The organism is Streptomyces sp. NPDC030840 (assembly GCF_055572015.1).
Genome location: NZ_JBVIEE010000013.1, coordinates 213,027 through 231,318 on the forward strand (window position 1 = coordinate 213,027; position 18,292 = coordinate 231,318).

Annotated in this window: 15 protein-coding genes; 4 read left to right on the forward strand and 11 right to left on the reverse strand. The window is 72.2% G+C overall.

Features of this window, described 5'->3' with window-relative positions:
- Positions 1-63 precede the first annotated feature (63 nt).
- The gene (locus tag ACZ49J_RS27085; protein WP_467452005.1) at positions 64-1,011 is read left to right on the forward strand and encodes a hypothetical protein; all 948 of its coding nucleotides are present in this window, start codon (positions 64-66) and stop codon (positions 1,009-1,011) included.
- 65 nt (positions 1,012-1,076) lie between these two features.
- On the opposite strand, the gene ACZ49J_RS27090 is transcribed toward ACZ49J_RS27085, so the two are convergent.
- Genes ACZ49J_RS27090 through ACZ49J_RS27100 form a run of 3 tightly spaced genes read right to left on the reverse strand, consistent with a single transcriptional unit; the run spans position 1,077 to position 2,985 of the window.
- Positions 1,077-1,385 carry an AzlD domain-containing protein gene (locus ACZ49J_RS27090; RefSeq protein ID WP_467452006.1) on the reverse strand — a complete coding sequence of 103 codons (309 nt, stop codon included), beginning with the start codon at positions 1,383-1,385 and terminating at the stop codon, positions 1,077-1,079.
- Complete coding sequence (locus tag ACZ49J_RS27095) at positions 1,382-2,125, reverse strand: AzlC family ABC transporter permease (protein WP_467452007.1); 744 nt, start codon at positions 2,123-2,125, stop codon at positions 1,382-1,384. The genes ACZ49J_RS27090 and ACZ49J_RS27095 overlap by 4 nt, the downstream gene beginning before the upstream one ends.
- A gap of 26 nt (positions 2,126-2,151) precedes the next feature.
- The gene (locus ACZ49J_RS27100) at positions 2,152-2,985 is read right to left on the reverse strand and encodes an AraC family transcriptional regulator (RefSeq protein WP_467452008.1); all 834 of its coding nucleotides are present in this window, start codon (positions 2,983-2,985) and stop codon (positions 2,152-2,154) included.
- A 163-nt stretch (positions 2,986-3,148) separates the two neighbouring features.
- Between ACZ49J_RS27100 and ACZ49J_RS27105 the strand changes: the two genes are divergently transcribed.
- The 3 genes from ACZ49J_RS27105 (at position 3,149) to ACZ49J_RS27115 (ending at position 9,719) form a co-directional block, all read left to right on the forward strand.
- A complete protein-coding gene (locus ACZ49J_RS27105; protein ID WP_467452009.1) occupies positions 3,149-7,999 on the forward strand; it encodes an ATP-dependent helicase in 4,851 nt (1,616 codons plus the stop codon).
- Between the two features lie 62 nt (positions 8,000-8,061).
- A complete protein-coding gene (locus ACZ49J_RS27110; protein WP_467452010.1) occupies positions 8,062-8,922 on the forward strand; it encodes an Fpg/Nei family DNA glycosylase in 861 nt (286 codons plus the stop codon).
- Between the two features lie 32 nt (positions 8,923-8,954).
- The gene (locus ACZ49J_RS27115) at positions 8,955-9,719 is read left to right on the forward strand and encodes an SDR family NAD(P)-dependent oxidoreductase (protein ID WP_467452011.1); all 765 of its coding nucleotides are present in this window, start codon (positions 8,955-8,957) and stop codon (positions 9,717-9,719) included.
- 105 nt (positions 9,720-9,824) lie between these two features.
- On the opposite strand, the gene ACZ49J_RS27120 is transcribed toward ACZ49J_RS27115, so the two are convergent.
- From ACZ49J_RS27120 to ACZ49J_RS27155, 8 genes are all read right to left on the reverse strand, one after another.
- Positions 9,825-10,070, reverse strand: coding sequence for a hypothetical protein (locus ACZ49J_RS27120; protein WP_467452012.1), 246 nt, complete (start codon positions 10,068-10,070; stop codon positions 9,825-9,827).
- 270 nt (positions 10,071-10,340) lie between these two features.
- The gene (locus tag ACZ49J_RS27125) at positions 10,341-10,811 is read right to left on the reverse strand and encodes a Dps family protein (protein ID WP_467452030.1); all 471 of its coding nucleotides are present in this window, start codon (positions 10,809-10,811) and stop codon (positions 10,341-10,343) included.
- Positions 10,812-11,076: 265 nt separating this feature from the next.
- Positions 11,077-11,454, reverse strand: coding sequence for a helix-turn-helix domain-containing protein (locus tag ACZ49J_RS27130; protein WP_152791243.1), 378 nt, complete (start codon positions 11,452-11,454; stop codon positions 11,077-11,079).
- 109 nt (positions 11,455-11,563) lie between these two features.
- Entirely contained in the window at positions 11,564-12,109 is a 546-nt protein-coding gene (locus ACZ49J_RS27135) for a CinA family protein (RefSeq protein ID WP_467452013.1), read from the reverse strand.
- Entirely contained in the window at positions 12,106-12,801 is a 696-nt protein-coding gene (gene pgsA / locus ACZ49J_RS27140) for a CDP-diacylglycerol--glycerol-3-phosphate 3-phosphatidyltransferase (RefSeq protein WP_467452014.1), read from the reverse strand. The genes ACZ49J_RS27135 and pgsA overlap by 4 nt, the downstream gene beginning before the upstream one ends.
- Positions 12,798-14,285 carry a 30S ribosomal protein S12 methylthiotransferase RimO gene (gene rimO / locus ACZ49J_RS27145; RefSeq protein ID WP_467452015.1) on the reverse strand — a complete coding sequence of 496 codons (1,488 nt, stop codon included), beginning with the start codon at positions 14,283-14,285 and terminating at the stop codon, positions 12,798-12,800. Before rimO ends, pgsA begins: the two co-directional genes overlap by 4 nt.
- 115 nt (positions 14,286-14,400) lie before the next feature.
- Positions 14,401-15,267 (reverse strand): helix-turn-helix domain-containing protein, encoded by an 867-nt coding sequence (locus ACZ49J_RS27150; RefSeq protein WP_467452016.1) that lies wholly within the window; start codon positions 15,265-15,267, stop codon positions 14,401-14,403.
- Positions 15,268-15,533: 266 nt separating this feature from the next.
- Positions 15,534-18,278 (reverse strand): DNA translocase FtsK, encoded by a 2,745-nt coding sequence (locus ACZ49J_RS27155; protein ID WP_467452017.1) that lies wholly within the window; start codon positions 18,276-18,278, stop codon positions 15,534-15,536.
- Positions 18,279-18,292: the final 14 nt, after the last annotated feature.

Here is an 18,292-nt window from a genome sequence, read left to right on the forward strand (position 1 = left end):
CCCAGGGGGTGGGCCGAGCCGGGACGGCCTGCCGAGACCGCTTTCCGCTCTACGGTCTAACGCATGGCCGAAACCGGAGCATCCCCACTCCCCCCGACGCCCCCGACGCCCCCGGCGCACAGCCCGCTCGCCCGCGCCGAACAGTTCGTCTGGCTCACCGCGCGCGTGCTGGAGCAGCGCCGCTTCGCCTACCACTTCCTCGGTGGGAGCGCCGACGCGGTGGAGACCGCGCTGACCGCCTACCGCAACGACGACGAGGGGTACGGCCACGCGCTCGAACCCGATCTGCGCGGGCCGGTGAGCCAGCCGCTGCACACCGGGCACGCGCTGCGCGTCCTGGACTCGATCGGGCGCTGCGGCGGACAGCGGGCGGAACGCGTGTGCCGCTATCTGACGTCCGTGTCGACCCCGGACGGCGCCCTCCCGGCGGTCCATCCCGTGCAGCGGGGCTATCCGACGGCCCCCTTCATCACCGTCGTGGACGACCCGCCCAGCGATCTCCTGGCGACCGGCCCCGTGGTGGGCCTGCTGCACCACAACGAGGTGTGGCACGCGTGGCTGTTCCGGGCCACCGACTTCTGCTGGCAGGTGGTCGAGTCCCTGGAGAAGTCGCATCCGTACGAGATCGAGGCGGCCGTGGCGTTCCTGGACTCGGCGCCCGACCGCTCGCGCGCGGAGGCGGCCGCCGACCGGCTCGGCCGCATGGTCCGCGAGCACCGCCTGGCGGCGCTGGACCCGGACCACCTGGAGACGTACCCGGTGTCGCCCGGCTACGCGCCGGGCGAGCACCACTTCCCGCACGACTTCGCACGCGCTCCGGGCTCCCTCGCGCGCCTGTGGTTCACCGACGAGGAGATGACCCGCTCGCTGGACTTCCTGGTGAGCGAGCAGCAGGAGGACGGCGGCTGGCCCGTCCGGTGGCGCCAGTGGGCCCCGACCACCGCCCTGGAGAGCCGTCCGATCGTCACGATCGAGGCCTTGCGCACGCTCGACGCGTACGGGCGGCTGTGACCTGTCGGAGGGCTTCAAGGCCCGCACGCGCACGCCTGCGCACGCGTGCGGGCCGGCTCCGCCTCTCACCCCGCCAGCGCCCGCACTCCTGCCGTCACCGCCACGGCGGCGCCGACGACGACCAGGAACGGGGCGCGCGCCATCAGCGCCAGCGCGGCAGCGGCGAGCCCCGCGGCCTTCGCGTCCAGCACGAGGAGACGCCCGTCGGCGAACGTCTGCTGAGCCGTGAGGGCCGCGAGAAGCGCCACGGGCAGCAAGGCCGACAGGCGCCGGACGAACGGCCGTTCGAGGACGCCCTCGGGGACGAGGAGACCGATGAGCTTGACGGCGTAGCAGCCGACCGCCGTCACGCCGATCGCGATCCAGATGTTCACTGGTGCGGCCCCCGCACGTCGTCGGCGGCCGCACCGCGCCGCCCATGGGCCCACAGGACGGCCGGCGCGGCGAGCGCGGCCACGAGCACCGGCACCCCGGCGGGCAGTACGGGCAGCAAACCCAGTCCCAGGATCACCGCGAGGCCCGCCACGACCCGCTCGGTGCCGCCTTTCAGCATCGGCGCGAGCAACGCCAGGAAGACGGCGGGCCCGGCCGCGTCCAGCCCCCACGCCTCGGTGTCGCCGATGGCCTCGGCACCGGCCGCGCCGAGCAGGGTGGTGAGGTTCCACAGCACATAGAGGCTCAGCCCGGTGACGGCGAAGCCCACACGAACTGCGCGCCGCGTGGGCTGGGCGAGCGCGACCGCGGCGGTCTCGTCGATGACCCACTGGGCCGCGAAGGGCCGCACCGCGCGGGGGAGGGCCAGCAACTGCGAGAGCCGCAACCCGTAGAAGGCGTTGCGCACGCCCAGGAAGAAGGCACCCGCGGCCGCCGTGAACGGACTGCCCCCGGCCGCGAGCGCCCCCACGAGCGCGAACTGGGACGCCCCGGTGAACACCAGGAGGCTGAGCGCACAGGTCTGCGCCAGCGTGAGTCCGCTTCCTGCCGAGGTCACCCCGAAGGCGAACCCGGACAGTCCGACCGCGACCCCGACCCCGAGGGCGTCCCTGACGACGGCCGCGTCCGGCTTTCCTCCACTGTCACCGCGTATCTCCGCGGAAGCTGTCTGTTCTGCCACGTTCCGGACGATAGGAAAACGCGCCCTCACCGGTCTTGTACGTTCTTGCGCTCCCTCTGGTACGCCCCTGGCGGCACCCCCACGATCCGGCTGAAGTGCCGGTTGAGGTGCGGCTGATCGGTGAAGCCCACGGTGACGGCGGCCTCCGCGGGAGCGACTCCGGCATCCAGCAGCCGCCGCGCCCGCCGCACCCGCGCATCGGTCAACCACGCGTGCGGCGGCATGCCGTACACCTCCCGGAACGCCCTCAGCAGCGCGAACGGGCTCGTCCCCAGATCACCGGCGAGCCGCTCCAGCGTCGGAGGGTCGGCCATCCGCTCCTCCAGTACGGCACGCGCGCGTGCCGCCTTCCCGGCACCCGCGGTGTGCACGGCGCGCTGGGGCAACGGCCCGCCGTTGAGGCGCAGCAACCGGGTCACGACGACCCTCAGCAAGGTGTCGGCGGCCAGCGCGTTGCCCTCCTCCGCGGCCCTCAGGACCTCGTGTACCAGCCCGGCGGCGTACGGATCCTCGAACACCGGACTGCTGAAGCCCGGCGTCCCCCGGATCGCGGTGGTCTCGGCGGCGATCTCCGCCACGAGCTCCGGCGCCGGATAGACCGCGCCGTACCGCCACCCCTCGGGCCCGTCCGCGCGACCCGTGTGCGGTGTGTCGGGATTGACCAGCGCCAGCGCTCCGGGGCCCGCGTACCGGTCGGCTCCGCCGTGATGGAAGACCTCGACTCCGTCGGCGATCGCCGCGATCACGAAGTTCTCATGGGTGTGCCGCACGAACCGCTTCTCGACGTACCGGGCCCTCAGCAGATCGACGCCGGGCAACTCGCGGTACCGCCAGTGCCGTGCCCGTTCGGATCGTGCCATGGTCCCCATTCTCACCAAGGTGTGGCCGAGCGGCGGGTGAGTTTGGTCCACGGTGTTCCGCCAGTGGTCGAACGCAGGCCCCTCGTGGCTGGGCGCGCAGTACCCCGCGCCCCTGAAACCCCTGGTCAGCGCCACTGTCAGTGGGCGGGTGCACCATGGGCACATGGTCCGTTCCGCACTCGACGCCTTCTCCCCCGCGACCCGCGGCTGGTTCACGGGGGCCTTTCCCGCGCCCACCGCGGCCCAGTCCGGAGCCTGGCGGGCGATCGCCGAGGGCTCGGACGTGCTGGTCGTCGCCCCCACCGGCTCCGGCAAGACGCTCGCCGCCTTCCTGGCCGCCCTCGACCAGCTGGCCTCCGCGCCACCCCCCGCCGACCCGAGGAAGCGCTGCCGCGTCCTGTACGTGTCCCCACTCAAGGCGCTCGCCGTCGACGTGGAGCGCAACCTCCGCAGCCCCCTGACCGGCATCCGCCAGGAAGCCGTCCGCCTGGGCCTGCCCGAGCCCGAGGTCAAGGTCGGCATCCGGTCCGGCGACACCCCAGCCGCCGAGCGCCGCGCCCTGTCCACCCGCCCCCCGGACATCCTGATCACCACTCCTGAGTCACTGTTCCTGATGCTCACCTCGGCCACGCGCGAGGCTCTGACCGGCATCGAGACGGTGATCCTCGACGAGGTGCACGCGGTGGCGGGCACCAAGCGCGGCGCACACCTGGCGCTCTCCCTGGAGCGCCTGGACGAGCTCCTGCCGAAGCCGGCCCGCCGCATCGGCCTCTCCGCGACAGTCAGGCCGGTCGACGAGGTCGCCCGCTACCTGTCCCCGCACCGCAAGGTGGAGATCGTCCAGCCGAAGTCCGGCAAGGAGTTCGACCTCTCCGTGGTCGTCCCGGTCGAGGACCTGGGCGAGCTGGGAGGTTCCCCCGCCTCGGACGGCTCGGAGGGCGCCGAGCGCCCGTCGATCTGGCCGCACGTCGAGGAGCGGATCACCGACCTGGTCCAGGCCCACCGCTCGACGATCGTGTTCGCCAACTCCCGCCGTCTCGCGGAGCGCCTCTGCAACCGGCTCAACGAGATCGCGTACGAGCGCGCGACGGGTGAGCCCCTCGACGAGCACCACGCCCCCGCCGAGCTGATGGGCGGTTCGGGCGCCGCCCAGGGCGCTCCCCCGGTGATCGCCCGTGCCCACCACGGCTCGGTCTCCAAGGAGCAGCGATCCCTGGTCGAGGAAGACCTCAAGGCCGGGCGCCTCCCGGCGGTGGTCGCCACCTCCAGTCTGGAACTGGGCATCGACATGGGAGCGGTGGACCTCGTGGTCCAGGTGGAGTCACCGCCCTCCGTGGCCTCCGGCCTGCAGCGCGTGGGCCGTGCCGGCCACCAGGTGGGCGCCGTCTCCCGGGGTGTGGTCTTCCCCAAGTACCGGGGCGACCTCGTCCAGGCCGCGGTGGTCACCGAGCGGATGCGCACCGGCTCCATCGAGTCCCTGAGGATCCCCGCCAACCCCCTGGACGTGCTGGCGCAGCAGCTCGTCGCGATGACCGCGCTGGACACCTGGCAGGTCGACGACCTGCTGGCCACGGTCCGTCGCGCGGCCCCCTTCGCCTCGCTCCCGGAGTCGGCGTTCACGGCCGTGCTGGACATGCTCGCGGGCCGCTATCCGTCCGACGCCTTCGCCGAGTTGCGTCCGCGCGTGGTGTGGGACCGCGTCGCCGGTACGGTCACCGGCCGCCCGGGCGCGCAGCGCCTCGCCGTCACCTCCGGGGGGACGATCCCGGACCGGGGCCTGTTCGGGGTGTTCCTCGCGGGCGCCGACCCGAAGAAGGGCGGCGGCCGGGTCGGCGAGCTCGACGAGGAGATGGTGTACGAGTCCCGCGTCGGCGACGTCTTCACGCTGGGCACCAGCTCCTGGCGCATCGAGGACATCACGCGCGACCGCGTCCTGGTCTCCCCGGCCCCCGGCGTCCCCGGGCGGCTCCCCTTCTGGAAGGGCGACCAGCTGGGCCGCCCGCTGGAACTGGGCCGTGCGGTGGGCGCGTTCCTGCGCGAAGTCGGCTCCCTGCCCCAGGACGACGCCCGTCTGCGCCTGCTCGCCGCCGGCCTCGACGCCTGGGCCGCGGACAACGTCCTTTCGTACCTGGCGGAGCAGCGTGAGGCCTGCGGCCACGTCCCCGACGACCGCACGATCGTCGTCGAGCGCTTCCGCGACGAACTGGGTGACTGGCGGGTCGTCGTGCACTCCCCGTTCGGCGCCCAGGTCCACGCCCCCTGGGCCCTCGCGCTCGGCACGCGTCTGTCCGAGCGGTACGGCATGGACGCCCAGGTGATGCACGCCGACGACGGCATCGTGCTGCGCCTCCCCGACGCCGGACTGATGGACCTGGACCTGCTCGACCAGGAGCCGAGGAAGGCGGGCACGGAGTACGACGCCGAGCGGGCGCCCGTGAGTGCCGGGGACGTCGTGTTCGACAAGGGCGAGGTCGACCAGATCGTCACCGACCAGGTCGGCGGCTCGGCCCTGTTCGCGTCGCGCTTCCGCGAGTGCGCCGCCCGCGCGCTGTTGCTGCCCCGCCGCAACCCCGGCAAGCGCACGCCGCTGTGGCAGCAGCGCCAGCGGGCGGCTCAACTGCTGGAGGTGGCGAGCGAGTTCGGCTCGTTCCCGATCGTGCTTGAGGCAGTCCGTGAATGCCTCCAGGACGTCTTCGACGTGCCCGGCCTGGCGGAGCTGATGGGTGACATCGAGTCCCGCAAGGTGCGGCTCGTCGAGGTCACCACGCCGGAGCCCTCGCCGTTCGCCCGCTCCCTCCTCTTCGGGTACGTCGCCCAGTTCCTGTACGAGGGCGACTCCCCGCTGGCCGAGCGCCGGGCCGCCGCCCTGTCGCTGGACTCGCGGCTGCTGGCCGAGCTGCTGGGTCAGGCGGAGCTGCGGGAGCTGCTGGACGCCGAGGTCCTGACCGAGCTGGAGCGGGAGCTCCAGTGGCTCACCGAGGACCGCCGGGTCAAGGACCCTGAGGGCGTCGCGGACGTGCTGCGGCTTCTGGGCCCGCTCACGGACGCCGAGTTGGCGGAGCGCGGCGCCGAGCCGCAGTGGGCCCGGGAGCTGGCGGGGACCCGCCGTGTCATCCGGGTGCGCGTCGCCGGCGCCGATCACTGGGCGGCGATCGAGGACGCGGGCCGGCTGCGCGACGCGCTGGGCACGGCCCTGCCGGTCGGTGTCCCGGAGGCCTTCACCGAGCCGGTCAAGGACCCGCTCGGCGACCTCCTCGCCCGGTACGCACGCACCCACGGCCCGTTCACGTCGGCCACGGCGGCGGCCCGTTTCGGTCTCGGGGTGGCCGTCACGGAGGGCGCGCTGCAACGGCTCGCCGCGGGCGGCCGCATCGTCCAGGGTGAGTTCCACCCGGCGGGCATCGGCCAGGAGTGGTGCGACGCGGCCGTGCTGCGCCGTCTGCGCCGCCGCTCCCTGGCCGCGCTGCGGCACGAGCTGGAGCCGGTGCCGCCCGCCGCCCTGGCGCAGTTCCTGCCCCAGTGGCAGCACGTGGGCAACGGCCACGCACTGCGGGGCATCGACGGGCTGGTGCGCGCCATCGAGCAGCTCCAGGGCGCCTCCGTCCCGGCCTCCGCCCTGGAGAAGCTGGTCCTGCCGTCCCGGGTCGCGGGCTACACCCCTTCGATGCTCGACGAGCTCACGGCGGCCGGAGAGATCGTCTGGGCCGGCGCGGGAGCCCTCCCCGGCAAGGACGGCTGGGTCTCCCTCTTCATGGCGGACGCGGCCCCGCTCCTCCTGCCCTCCCCGCATCCCCTGGAGCTGACCGCGCTCCACCAGTCGGTCCTCGACAGCCTCTCCGGGGGCTACGGCCTGTTCTTCCGGCAGATCGCCGACCAGGTCCGCGCCACCACGCACCCCGACGCCACCGACCCCCAACTGGCGGACGCCATCTGGGACCTGACCTGGTCCGGCCGGCTCACGAACGACACGCTGGCCCCGATGCGAGCCGTCCTCGGCTCGGGCCGCACCGCCGGCTCCACGGCCCACCGCGCCAAGCGCACGGTTCCGCGCGGCCGGTACGGCTCGCTGACGGCCGCCGCGCGCCCCCAGTCCCGTACCGGACCACCCACGGTCGCGGGCCGCTGGTCGCTGCTCCCCGCCCATGAGCCCGACCCCACCGTGCGCGCCCACGCGCTCGCCCGCACCCTCCTCGACCGGCACGGCGTGGTGACCCGGGGCGCCGTGGCCGCCGAGGGGGTGGAGGGCGGCTTCTCGGCGACGTACCGCGTGCTGTCCGCCTTCGAGGAGAGCGGACAGGCCCGGCGTGGGTACGTGGTGGAGGGGCTCGGCGCGGCCCAGTTCGCGATGGACGGCGCGGTGGACCGGCTGCGCGCGACGGCGAACGCCCGGGACCGGGGTGAAGCCCCGCCCGAGCCCGCCTTCGGCCCACCGGACTTCCCCGCGGGCCGCGAGGACTGGGCCGACTTCCCGGCGGGCCGCGCCGCCGGAACAGACTTCCCCACAAGCCGCGACGCCGGAGCCGATTTCCCCTCAGGCCCTGATGGCGGTGCCGGCTTCCCCGACAGCTACGGCTACACCCCGCCGCCCCGCCACCCCCTGAGCCGCACCCGCCGCAACGGCGGCAGCCGGTGCGTGGTCCTGGCCGCCGCCGATCCCGCCAACGCCTACGGCGCCGCCCTGCCCTGGCCCGAGCCCCCGACCGGTGCCGGGCACAAGCCGGGCCGCAAGGCGGGCTCCCTTGTCGTGCTGGTCGACGGCGAGCTGACCCTGTACATGGAGCGCGGCGGCAAGACCCTGCTCGCCTGGCCCTCCGATCCGGACGGCACGGTCACGGAGGACCCGCGGCTCCTGGTCGCCGCCGAGGCGCTCTCCGCGTCGGCCCGCGCGGGCTCTCTGGGCACGGTCACGGTGGAGCGCGTCAACGGAGCCTCCGCCCTCACATCCCCCTACGGCACCCTCCTGGAAGGAGCGGGCTTCATAGCGACCCCACGAGGGCTGCGGCTCCGCGCCTGACCGGGTCCGCCCACCCCGGCGGGAACCCACCGCACAGTCCACCGGCGTGCCACCCTGGACCCATGCCCGAAGGAGACACCGTCTGGCAGGCAGCGAGACGGCTGCACAGCGCCCTCGCGGGCAACGTGCTGACCCGCTTCGACCTGCGCGTGCCGAGGTACGCGACAGCCGATCTCACCGGCCGTACCGTCCTGGACGTCACCCCGCGCGGCAAGCACCTCCTCACCCGCATCGAGGGCGGCCTGACCCTGCACTCGCATCTGCGGATGGACGGCTCATGGAAGGTGTACGCGGCCGGCCGGCGCTGGACCGGCGGCCCCGCGCACCAGATCCGGGCCGTCCTCGGCACCCCCGGCCACACGGCCGTCGGTTACCGCCTCCCCGTGCTGGAACTGCTCCGCACCTCGGAGGAGGACCGGGCCGTCGGCCATCTCGGTCCCGACCTCCTCGGCCCGGACTGGGACCCCGACAGGGCTCTCGCCAACCTCCTGGGCGAGCCGGCCCGTCCCCTCGGCGAGGCCCTCCTCGACCAGCGCAACCTCGCCGGCATCGGCAACGTGTACAAGAGCGAGCTGTGCTTCCTGCTCGGGGCGACGCCGTGGCTCCCCGTCGGCGAGCTCCCCGAGGACCGCGCGGCCAAGCTTCCCGCGCTGGCAAGGAAGCTCCTGGAGGTCAACCGCGACCGCCCGCTCCGCGTCACGACGGGCCGCCGCGACCAGAGCCACTTCGTGTACGGCCGCGCGCCCCGCCCCTGCCTGCGCTGCCGCACTCCCATCCGTTGGGCGAACCAGGGCGACGGCTCCCGCGAACGCCCCACCTACTGGTGCCCCACCTGCCAGACGGGCCCGGCCCCGGCCCCGGGCACCCGCGCGACCAGCCCGAGCCGGCGCGCCGTACAGCCCCTTGACGACCCGAACAATTGACGGACCGTCAGAAACTCTCTTACGGTCGTCTCATGCCCGTCACGGCGTACGACCTCACCGGACGCACCGCATTCGTCACCGGCGCCGCCAGCGGTATCGGGCGCGCCTCGGCCGTCCTGCTCGCGGAGGCGGGCGCGACCGTGCACTGCGCGGACCGCGACGCCCAGGGGCTGCACGAGACCGCCACCCTCATCAAGGACACCGGCGGCACCGCGCACACCCACCACCTGGACGTCACCGACCGCGAACAGCTCCGCCGGGCAGTTGCCGACTGTGAGCGGCTCGACGTCATGGCGGCGGTCGCCGGGATCATGCACAGCAGTCCGGTCCTGGAGACCCGCGACGAGGACCTCGACCGGGTGTGGGGCGTCAACTTCAGGGGCGTGCTGTACGCCTGCCAGGAGGCGGCCCGCCTCATGATCGCGGACGGGACCCGGGGGAGCATCGTCACCATGGCCTCGGGCGCCGTCGACACAGGAGGCCCCGGTCTGCTGTGTTACAGCGTGGCGAAGACGGCGGTCGTCCAGCTGACGAAGACCCTGGCGACCGAGGTCGGCCCGCACGGCATCCGCGTCAACGCGGTGGCGCCGGGCTGGATCCGGACCCCCATGACGGACCGCCACGACGACGAGGCGCAGGCACGCACGGAAGGGTTCATGGCGCGGCTCTCGCCCCTGGGCCGGGTAGGCGAACCGGACGAGATCGCGCACGCCGTACTGCACCTGGCCTCCGACGCGTCGTCGTTCACGACGGGCCAGATCCTCCGCCCGAACGGCGGGGTGGCGATGCCCTGGTGAGGCCCAGGCGGCCACGGCCGACGACTGGGGCGGACGCACACGATGCCGGTTGCCGCGGATCCCCCACGCCGGTCCCCCAACCGATCGCGGGCCCCGGGCACCACGTCACCGCCGCTCCGCCCCAGTCATCTCCCCCATCCTCCCCCTCGGTACCGGCTCCCCTGTCGGCCCTCTCGCCGCTCCTCTGGCCCCCTTCGGCACACAGTGCACCGGCAGCAGGCTCAGCCCCCACCCCCCGGCCGCTATGGCCGCCTCCACCGGACCCGCGTCCGGCGCCAGGGCCAGCCGCAGCGCTCCCCACCACCACAGCGCCCCGAGCCCCAGTGCCGCCCCCCAGCGCACTGTCCGCATGGCCGCCACCTCCAGGCCGCCCCGGCCATCCGGGGCCGTTCCGCGCCCTTCGGCCCGCCGCTAGACGCTAGGCCGTCGCCCGCACCGCTCGGCAGGGCGCACCCCCGGCACAGGGGCGCACCACACCCGCACGGACAACGCCCAGCCCGCGGGCCCGGCGCACTGCCCCCGCTGAGATACGACGCTCACATCACATGGGGCGCACACCACCCGCGCAGGCACGCACACGCCCCCTCAAGCGCGCCCCACCCACCGAGGCGCCAAGGGCCGTCACCCGTGCTCCGCCTGGAACATCCAGTGATGCTTCTCGAGATCCGCGGTGATCCCGATGAAGATGTCCTGGCTCACCGGGTCGGGATCGGCGGTGGACTTCACCCGTTCCCGCATCCGTGTGATGACCGCACCGAGCGCGTCCACGAGCGTTCCCACCGCGTCCGTGTCCTTGACCCAGCCGTCGGGGGTCCTGCCGATGCCGCTGGTGGCGGAGACCGTTCCGGCCCGTCCGTCAGGAGAGACGCCCAGTGTCGCGGCCCGTTCCGCCACCGTGTCGGAATGCGTCCGGGCGGAGGCCACGACCTCGTCGAGCTGAAGGTGGATGGAACGGAAGCGTGGCCCGATCACGTTCCAGTGGATCTGCTTGGCCACCAGGGAGAGGTCCACCAGGTCGACCAGGGCGCCCTGCAGCGCCTCGGACACGATCTTGAGGTCGGCCTCCGGCAGCGGGCTCTTCACGACGTACATGGGCATGCTCCGCATCCCTCCGCCACGAACCCTCGCGCGGAGAATCGTCCGTACGTCCCCGACCCCCACCTCTTCCACGATGACCGCCCCACCCGGCACCGGCAAACGGGGAAACGGCGGGAAAGCACGAAAGCCCCGGCCGACGCTCCTCCAAGTCTTCCTGGAGGAACCCGACCGGGGCTCCCGCCCACATCACTTCACGACGGGCCTCGGCCCGATACGTGAGTCACGTACATCACACCGTGCGCACGCTCATGGCACACACTCACGCGGCGACGACGTCCACCGCCTCGGCGGGCGCCTTGATGGTGACCCGTTCCGGCGGCACGCCGGCCACCGATACGGAATTGAGCATGGGTCGACGCACTGGTGCGGGCACCGGCTCGGCGGCCGCTGCCGACTGGGCCAGCTCGGCGAGTGCGAGCTCGTCGCTCACTTCCCGCATGAGCTCGGACATCCGTACGTCCAGCGCGTCGCAAATGGCGGAGAGCAGTTCGGAGGAAGCCTCCTTCTGCCCCCGCTCCACCTCGGAGAGATAGCCGAGTGAGACTCGGGCGGACGAGGAGACTTCGCGCAGAGTACGGCCCTGGCGCTGGCGCTGCCGACGCAGCACGTCACCCAGCAGGCGACGGAGCAGAATCATCGGTGGCTCCCTCCTCGGACCGCGTAACCGCATCCATCACGCCCCACCGTACCGCCTTGCGCCGCGGCCGTGCGGGGAGCGCTGTCGTGTTCACTCAGGGCTGCAAACATCAAGTCCCCCCGTTCTGTTCCGTATCCTGTGCCCGCTCATTCCCGGTCTGTTCGCCCGCAAGCTCCTTCAGGAGCAGTGCGAGTACGCTCCGTACACTCTCCATACGGATTTCCGCCCGGTCGCCGTTCAACCGCAACGCAGCCACTTTCCCGCCACCTGGACAGTCGGAATCCGCGTGGGACGGTCCGTCGACGGCAACGAAAACCGTGCCCACGGGCTGTCCGTCCTGCGGTTCGGGACCGGCCACACCGGTGGTCGCGACGCCCCAGTCCGTACCGAGCGCCTTGCGCACTCCGGCCGCCATCTGGGCCGCGACCTGCGGATGCACCGCTCCATGTGCCGCCAGCAGCGCGGCGTCCACGCCGAGCACCTCATGCTTGAGCTCAGTGGCGTAGGCGGTCACCGAGCCGCGGAAGACCTTGGACGCTCCGGGCGCGGCTGTGATTTCCGCCGCAACCAGACCGCCGGTCAACGACTCGGCGACAGCGAGGGTCTCACCCCTCACTCCGAGTAGTCGCAGCACGTCGGCGGCCATGGAACTCACCGCTCCGCCCCCTCCGCCGCGGCCTTCCGCGTCGCGATTCCGCGCCTGCGCAGCACAATGGCTTGTCTTACATAGTCGAGCCCGGTCACGACGGTCAGAACGACCGCCACGGCCATCACCCAGAACCGCAGGGTCGCCAGGGGCCCCGTCAGTGCCAGGACGTACATCCCGACGGCTGTGCCCTGCGCGAGCGTCTTCATCTTCCCGCCGCGGCTCGCCGGGATCACCCCGTAACGGATGACCAGGAAACGCAGCAGCGTGATCCCGAGTTCCCTGCCGAGGATGACGCCCGTCACCCACCACGGCAGATCGCCCAGGCCGGACAGGCAGATCAGCGCCGCTCCCATGATCGCCTTGTCGGCGATGGGGTCGGCGATCTTCCCGAAGTCGGTGACGAGGTCGTACGTGCGCGCCAGGTGACCGTCGAAGATGTCGGTGATCATGGCGACGGCGAACGCGGCCCAGGCCCAGGCGCGCCACACCGGGTCGTATCCGCCGTCCATGAGCATCAGCGCGACGAACCCGGGCACGAGGACCAGGCGGACCATGGTGAGAATGTTCGCGATGTTCCAGATGCTGGCCTGGTTGACGGCAGCAGCGCCGAGCTTCCCGCCACGCACCGGGCCGGCGCCGCTCTGGGCGCCCGAGGCGCCGGCGGAACCACCCGCCGCGGATGCCGGGGCTCCCGTCATCTGGCCGCCTCCTCACCACGCCCGAGCGGGCCCAGGAGCGGCTCCGCCACCAGGTCGACGCCCTCCGTGCCGACCACCTTCGCCTCGACCATAAGGCCGGCACTCAAACCCGTGCTGGTCGTGAACAGCACCTGGCCGTCGGTCTCGGGCGCCTGGTGCGCACCGCGGCCGTACGCGCCCTCCTCGCCGTCGACCGACTCGACCAGCACCTGGACCGTCTCGCCGACCCGGTCCTCGGCGCGCTGCGACACCAGTTCCTCGGCCAGCCGGGACACCCGCGCGAGCCGCTCGGCGACCACGTCCTCGTCCAGCTTGTTCTCGTACGTCGCGGCCTCGGTGCCCTCCTCGTCCGAGTAGCCGAAGACGCCGATCGCGTCCAGCCGCGCACCGTTCAGGAACCGCTCCAGCTCCGCCAGGTCGTCCGCGGTCTCGCCCGGGAAGCCCACGATGAAGTTGGACCGGACACCCGCGTGCGGGGCCTTGGAACGGATCGTGTCGAGCAGCTCCAGGAACTGGTCGGTGCTCCCGAAGCGCCGCATCGCGCGCAGCACACCGGGCGCGGAGTGCTGGAACGACAGGTCGAAGTAGGGCGCCACCTTCGGTGTGGAGGTCAGCACGTCGATGAGCCCGGGTCGCATCTCCGCCGGCTGGAGGTAGCTGACGCGCACCCGCTCGATGCCGTCGACCTCGGCGAGCTCGGGCAGCAGGGTCTCCAGGAGACGGATGTCACCCAGGTCCTTGCCGTAGGAGGTGTTGTTCTCGGAGACCAGCATGATCTCCTTCACCCCCTGCTCGGCGAGCCACCGCGTCTCGCCCAGGACGTCGCTCGGCCGCCGCGAGATGAAGGAGCCGCGGAACGACGGGATGGCGCAGAAGGAGCAGCGCCGGTCGCAGCCCGAAGCGAGCTTCACCGAGGCGACGGGCGAGCCGTCGAGGCGGCGGCGCAGGGGCGCACGGGGGCCCGAGGCCGGAGCGAGACCTTCCGGGAGGTCGACGGGAGCAAGGTCGACGGGCGCGTGCCCGGGGAGCGCCACGTCGGCGCCCGCGCCCTGACGCTCGGCGGGGCTGATCGGCAGCAGCTTGCGCCGGTCGCGAGGGGTGTGCGAGGCGTGGATGCCACCGGACAGGATGGTCCGCAGTCGGTCGGAGATGTCCGCGTAGTCGTCGAAGCCGAGCACGCCGTCGGCCTCGGGCAGGGCCTGGGCCAGCTCCTTGCCGTACCGCTCGGCCATGCAGCCCACCGCCACGACGGCCTGGGTTCTGCCGTGGTCCTTGAGGTCGTTGGCCTCCAGGAGCGCGTCGACCGAGTCCTTCTTGGCGGCCTCGACGAAACCGCAGGTGTTGACCACGGCGACGTCGGCGTCCCCGGCGTCCTCGACGAGCTCCCAGCCGTCCGCCTCCAAGCGGCCTGCGAGCTCCTCCGAGTCCACCTCGTTACGGGCGCAGCCGAGAGTGACGAGTGCGACGGTACGGCGTTCAGGCATGGGCTCAAGACTACTTCGTCCCGCTGACAGCCCACGTCGACGGGGTTGGCCGATCCCGGCCAACCCCGTGCTCTCGTATCTCCTCGGCTCGTGCCCGCGAACCGGGGCGCGTCGGCTAACCGGCCTCGGGGTCGCCCTTCGTGTAGGTCAGACGCTCGACGGCGCCGGGCCGCCACTCGTCCTCGATCTTCTTGCCGTTCACGTACAGCTGGATCGCGCCCGCGTCACCGAGGACGAGGTCGATCTTCTCCTTGTCCTGGAAGGTCTTGGAGTCGCCCTGCTGCAGGAGCCCGTCGAAGAGCAGCCGGCCGTTGTGGTCCTTGGCCGAGATCCAGCTGCGCCCGTCGTCGGCGCTGACTTTGACGGTCACCTTGTCCTGGGGCGCGGCCGCGATGGCGCTGTCCGGCGCCTCGGGCTTCGGGGCGCCGTCGGACTTGTCGTTCTTGGGGGTGGGCGTGCCGGGCTTGCTCGTCGTCGGTGTGGAGCCCTCGGCGACCGTCCCCTTGCCGCCGTCATCGTCTCCGCCGCTGAACAGGGTGAAGCCGACGAAGCCGATCACCACGACGATCGCGGCGACCATGGCGGCGGTCCAGTTGGGCCCGCGCCGCTCGGGACGGATGCGTTCGGCCTCGAACAACGGTGCGGCCGGGGTGGGGGCGGGGCGTCCGCCGTGGTCGGCTTCGTACTGCACGAGCAGCGGCGCGGGGTCGAGGCGCACCGCGCGCGCGAGCGTGCGGATGTGCCCGCGCGCGTAGACGTCACCGCCACAGGGAGTGAAGTCGTCCTGCTCGATCGCGTGCACGATGGAGATGCGCACCCGGGTGGCGTTACTGACGTCGTCGACGGTCAGCCCGGCGCCGATGCGCGCCTGTTGCAGGGCACGACCGATCGAGATGCGTTCCGCCTCACGTTCGTCGCGGTCTTCTTCGAACGGACGCTCGTCTTCGGGGACGTTGCCGTCAGGGGAGTTGCCGATGGACACGGGGGCGCCTTTCGAGCGTGTAGCCACCTGTGCTGGACGTTCAGTCTAGGGGTGGGGCGAAAGGGTGGGGCAACCGGGCGGTATGACTTTGTACGCCATCAGAATGGCCGGGCATCCTGAGGGTGAGGCACATGACTGCCGCCTCCCTCACGTTGACGTACGCCGGCGGGAAACGGTTGCTCACCCTTTCCTCACGGGTGAGTCACGTTCGATTGCTCCGTTTGCAGTGCACCACCCGTGAACAGTCTTCCCGGCGACTGGTCTCCCTAGCCCTCGGACTCCCCGCGAATCACCGCGAGCACCCCGTCCAACTCGTCGGCCTTCACCAGGACGTCACGCGCCTTGGAGCCCTCGCTCGGGCCCACGATGTTGCGCGACTCCATCAGGTCCATCAGTCGCCCGGCCTTGGCGAAGCCCACGCGCAGCTTGCGCTGGAGCATCGAGGTCGATCCGAACTGCGTGGTGACGACCAGTTCGGCCGCCTGGCACAGCAGGTCGAGGTCGTCGCCGATGTCCTCGTCGATCTCCTTCTTCTGCTTGGTGCCGACGACGACGTCGTCCCGGAAGACGGGCGTCATCTGGTCCTTGCAGTGCTGGACGACGGCCGCGACCTCCTCCTCGGTCACGAACGCGCCCTGCATACGGGTCGGTTTGCCGGCGCCCATCGGCAGGAAGAGCCCGTCGCCCTTGCCGATGAGTTTCTCGGCTCCCGGCTGGTCCAGGATGACGCGCGAGTCGGCGAGCGAGGAGGTGGCGAACGCGAGCCGCGAGGGCACGTTCGCCTTGATCAGGCCCGTGACGACGTCGACCGAGGGACGCTGCGTGGCGAGCACCAGGTGGATGCCGGCCGCGCGCGCGAGCTGGGTGATGCGCACGATGGCGTCCTCGACGTCCCGGGGCGCCACCATCATCAGGTCGGCCAGCTCGTCGACGATGACGAGCAGGTACGGGTACGGCTGGAGCTCGCGCTCGCTGCCCTCGGGGGTCTTGAGTTTGCCGCTGCGTACGGCTTCGTTGAAGTCGTCGATGTGCCGGTAGCCGTACGCCGCGAGGTCGTCGTACCTGAGGTCCATCTCCCGTACGACCCACTGGAGCGCCTCGGCGGCCCGCTTGGGGTTGGTGATGATCGGCGTGATCAGGTGCGGGATGCCCTCGTAGGCGGTCAGTTCGACGCGCTTGGGGTCCACGAGGACCATACGGACGTCCTCGGGAGTGGCGCGCATCATGATGGACGTGATCAGGCAGTTGATGCAGGACGACTTGCCGGAGCCGGTGGCGCCGGCGACGAGCACGTGCGGCATCTTCGCCAGGTTGGCCATCACGTAGCCGCCCTCGACGTCCTTGCCCAACGCGACCAGCATCGGGTGGTCGTCCTCGGCCGCGTCCGCCAGACGCAGCACGTCGCCGAGGTTGACCATCTCGCGGTCGGTGTTGGGGATCTCGATGCCGACCGCGGACTTGCCGGGGATCGGCGAGATGATCCGTACGTCGGGGCTGGCGACGGCGTACGCGATGTTCTTCGTCAGCGCGGTGATCCGCTCGACCTTCACGGCGGGGCCGAGTTCGACCTCGTAGCGGGTGACCGTCGGCCCGCGCGTGAAGCCGGTGACGCTCGCGTCGACCTTGAACTCGGTGAACACGGTGGTCAGGGACTCCACTATGGCGTCGTTCGCCGCGCTGCGGGCCTTTCCGGGGCCCCCGCGCTCCAGCAGGTCCAGCGAGGGCAGGGAGTAGGTGATGTCGCCGGAGAGCTGGAGCTGTTCGGCACGCGGCGGAAGGTCGCGGGTCTCGGCGGGCGGCGCCTTGGTGAGGTCGGGGACCCCGGCGTTCAGCTTCTCCTGCTTGGGCGGCTTGGCGGCCGGCTCAGACGCCTGCTTGGACGCCTTGGAGCGCGAGGCCGGAATGGGCGTCGTCTCCTCGTAGCCGTCGCGCTCGACGGTGACGCCCTGGGTGAGGTCGGCGACGAGCGGCGAGGGCGGCATGCCGTGCAGGACGGCGCCGTCGAGCGCGGCCGCGGCGGCCGCGGCGACGTCCACGGCGTCCCTGGGCCGGTCGGCCTCGGGCTGCGGCGTGGCGGACCTCCGGGAACGCCCACGGCGCCGTGAGAGGGCCTCCTGCTCGGCGCCGTCCGGGTCGTACGCCTCGGGGGCGCTCCTGCGGCGCCGGGAGCGCGGCGGCAGCGAATCGCGCCACTGGTCGTCGTAGCGCTGGTCGTCCGCGGTGGGTTCCTCGACGACGGCGTCCTGGACGATGCCCAGCTTCCGGCCGAGCAGCCGAAGCCGCTGCGGGATGGCGTTGACCGGGGTCGCCGTGACGACGAGGAGGCCGAAGACCGTGAGCAGCACGAGGAGCGGTACGGCGAGGACCTCGCCCATCGTGTACGTCAGGGGTGTGGCCGCGCCCCAGCCGATGAGCCCGCCGGCGTCCCTGATCGCCTGCATGCCGTCGCTGCGCGCGGGCGACCCGCACGCGATGTGGACCTGCCCGAGCACACCGATGAGGAGCGCCGACAGGCCGATGACGATGCGGCCGTTGGCCTCCGGCTTCTCGGGGTGCCGGATGAACCGGACGGCGATGACCGCGAGCAGTATCGGTACGAGCAGGTCGAGCCGCCCGAAGGCGCCGGTCACGAGCATCTCGACGAGGTCGCCGACCGGGCCCCGCAGGTTGGACCAGGTGCCGGCGGCGACGATCAGGGCCAGGGCGAGCAGCAGCAGCGCGATTCCGTCCTTCCGGTGCGCCGGGTCGAGATTCCGCGCGCCCTGCCCTATGCCTCGGAACACGGCGCCGACCGCGTGCGCGGTACCGAGCCAGACCGCGCGTACAAGCCTGTACACGCCTCCGGTCGGGCTGGGCGCCGGCTTCGAAGGAGCCGCCTTCTTCGCCGCGGCCTTCTTGGCGGGCGCCCTTTTCGCGGGGGCCTTCTTCGCAGGGGCCTTCTTCGCCGCAGCCTTCGACGGAGCGGCCGCCTTCTTCGCGGGCTTCTTGGCTGCGGGCTGACGTGGGGCCATGAGTGTGAGGTTAC

What these genes read in the sequence shown, in the direction of transcription:
- ACZ49J_RS27130 (WP_152791243.1), bottom strand. Translation starts at nt 11,454, where the DNA reads ATGATTCTGCTCCGTCGCCTGCTGGGTGACGTGCTGCGTCGGCAGCGC.
- ACZ49J_RS27085 (WP_467452005.1), top strand. Translation starts at nt 64, where the DNA reads ATGGCCGAAACCGGAGCATCCCCACTCCCCCCGACGCCCCCGACGCCC.
- ACZ49J_RS27120 (WP_467452012.1), bottom strand. Translation starts at nt 10,070, where the DNA reads ATGCGGACAGTGCGCTGGGGGGCGGCACTGGGGCTCGGGGCGCTGTGG.
- rimO (WP_467452015.1), bottom strand. Translation starts at nt 14,285, where the DNA reads ATGCCTGAACGCCGTACCGTCGCACTCGTCACTCTCGGCTGCGCCCGT.
- pgsA (WP_467452014.1), bottom strand. Translation starts at nt 12,801, where the DNA reads ATGACGGGAGCCCCGGCATCCGCGGCGGGTGGTTCCGCCGGCGCCTCG.
- ACZ49J_RS27105 (WP_467452009.1), top strand. Translation starts at nt 3,149, where the DNA reads ATGGTCCGTTCCGCACTCGACGCCTTCTCCCCCGCGACCCGCGGCTGG.
- ACZ49J_RS27155 (WP_467452017.1), bottom strand. Translation starts at nt 18,278, where the DNA reads ATGGCCCCACGTCAGCCCGCAGCCAAGAAGCCCGCGAAGAAGGCGGCC.
- ACZ49J_RS27100 (WP_467452008.1), bottom strand. Translation starts at nt 2,985, where the DNA reads ATGGCACGATCCGAACGGGCACGGCACTGGCGGTACCGCGAGTTGCCC.
- ACZ49J_RS27115 (WP_467452011.1), top strand. Translation starts at nt 8,955, where the DNA reads ATGCCCGTCACGGCGTACGACCTCACCGGACGCACCGCATTCGTCACC.
- ACZ49J_RS27110 (WP_467452010.1), top strand. Translation starts at nt 8,062, where the DNA reads ATGCCCGAAGGAGACACCGTCTGGCAGGCAGCGAGACGGCTGCACAGC.
- ACZ49J_RS27125 (WP_467452030.1), bottom strand. Translation starts at nt 10,811, where the DNA reads ATGTACGTCGTGAAGAGCCCGCTGCCGGAGGCCGACCTCAAGATCGTG.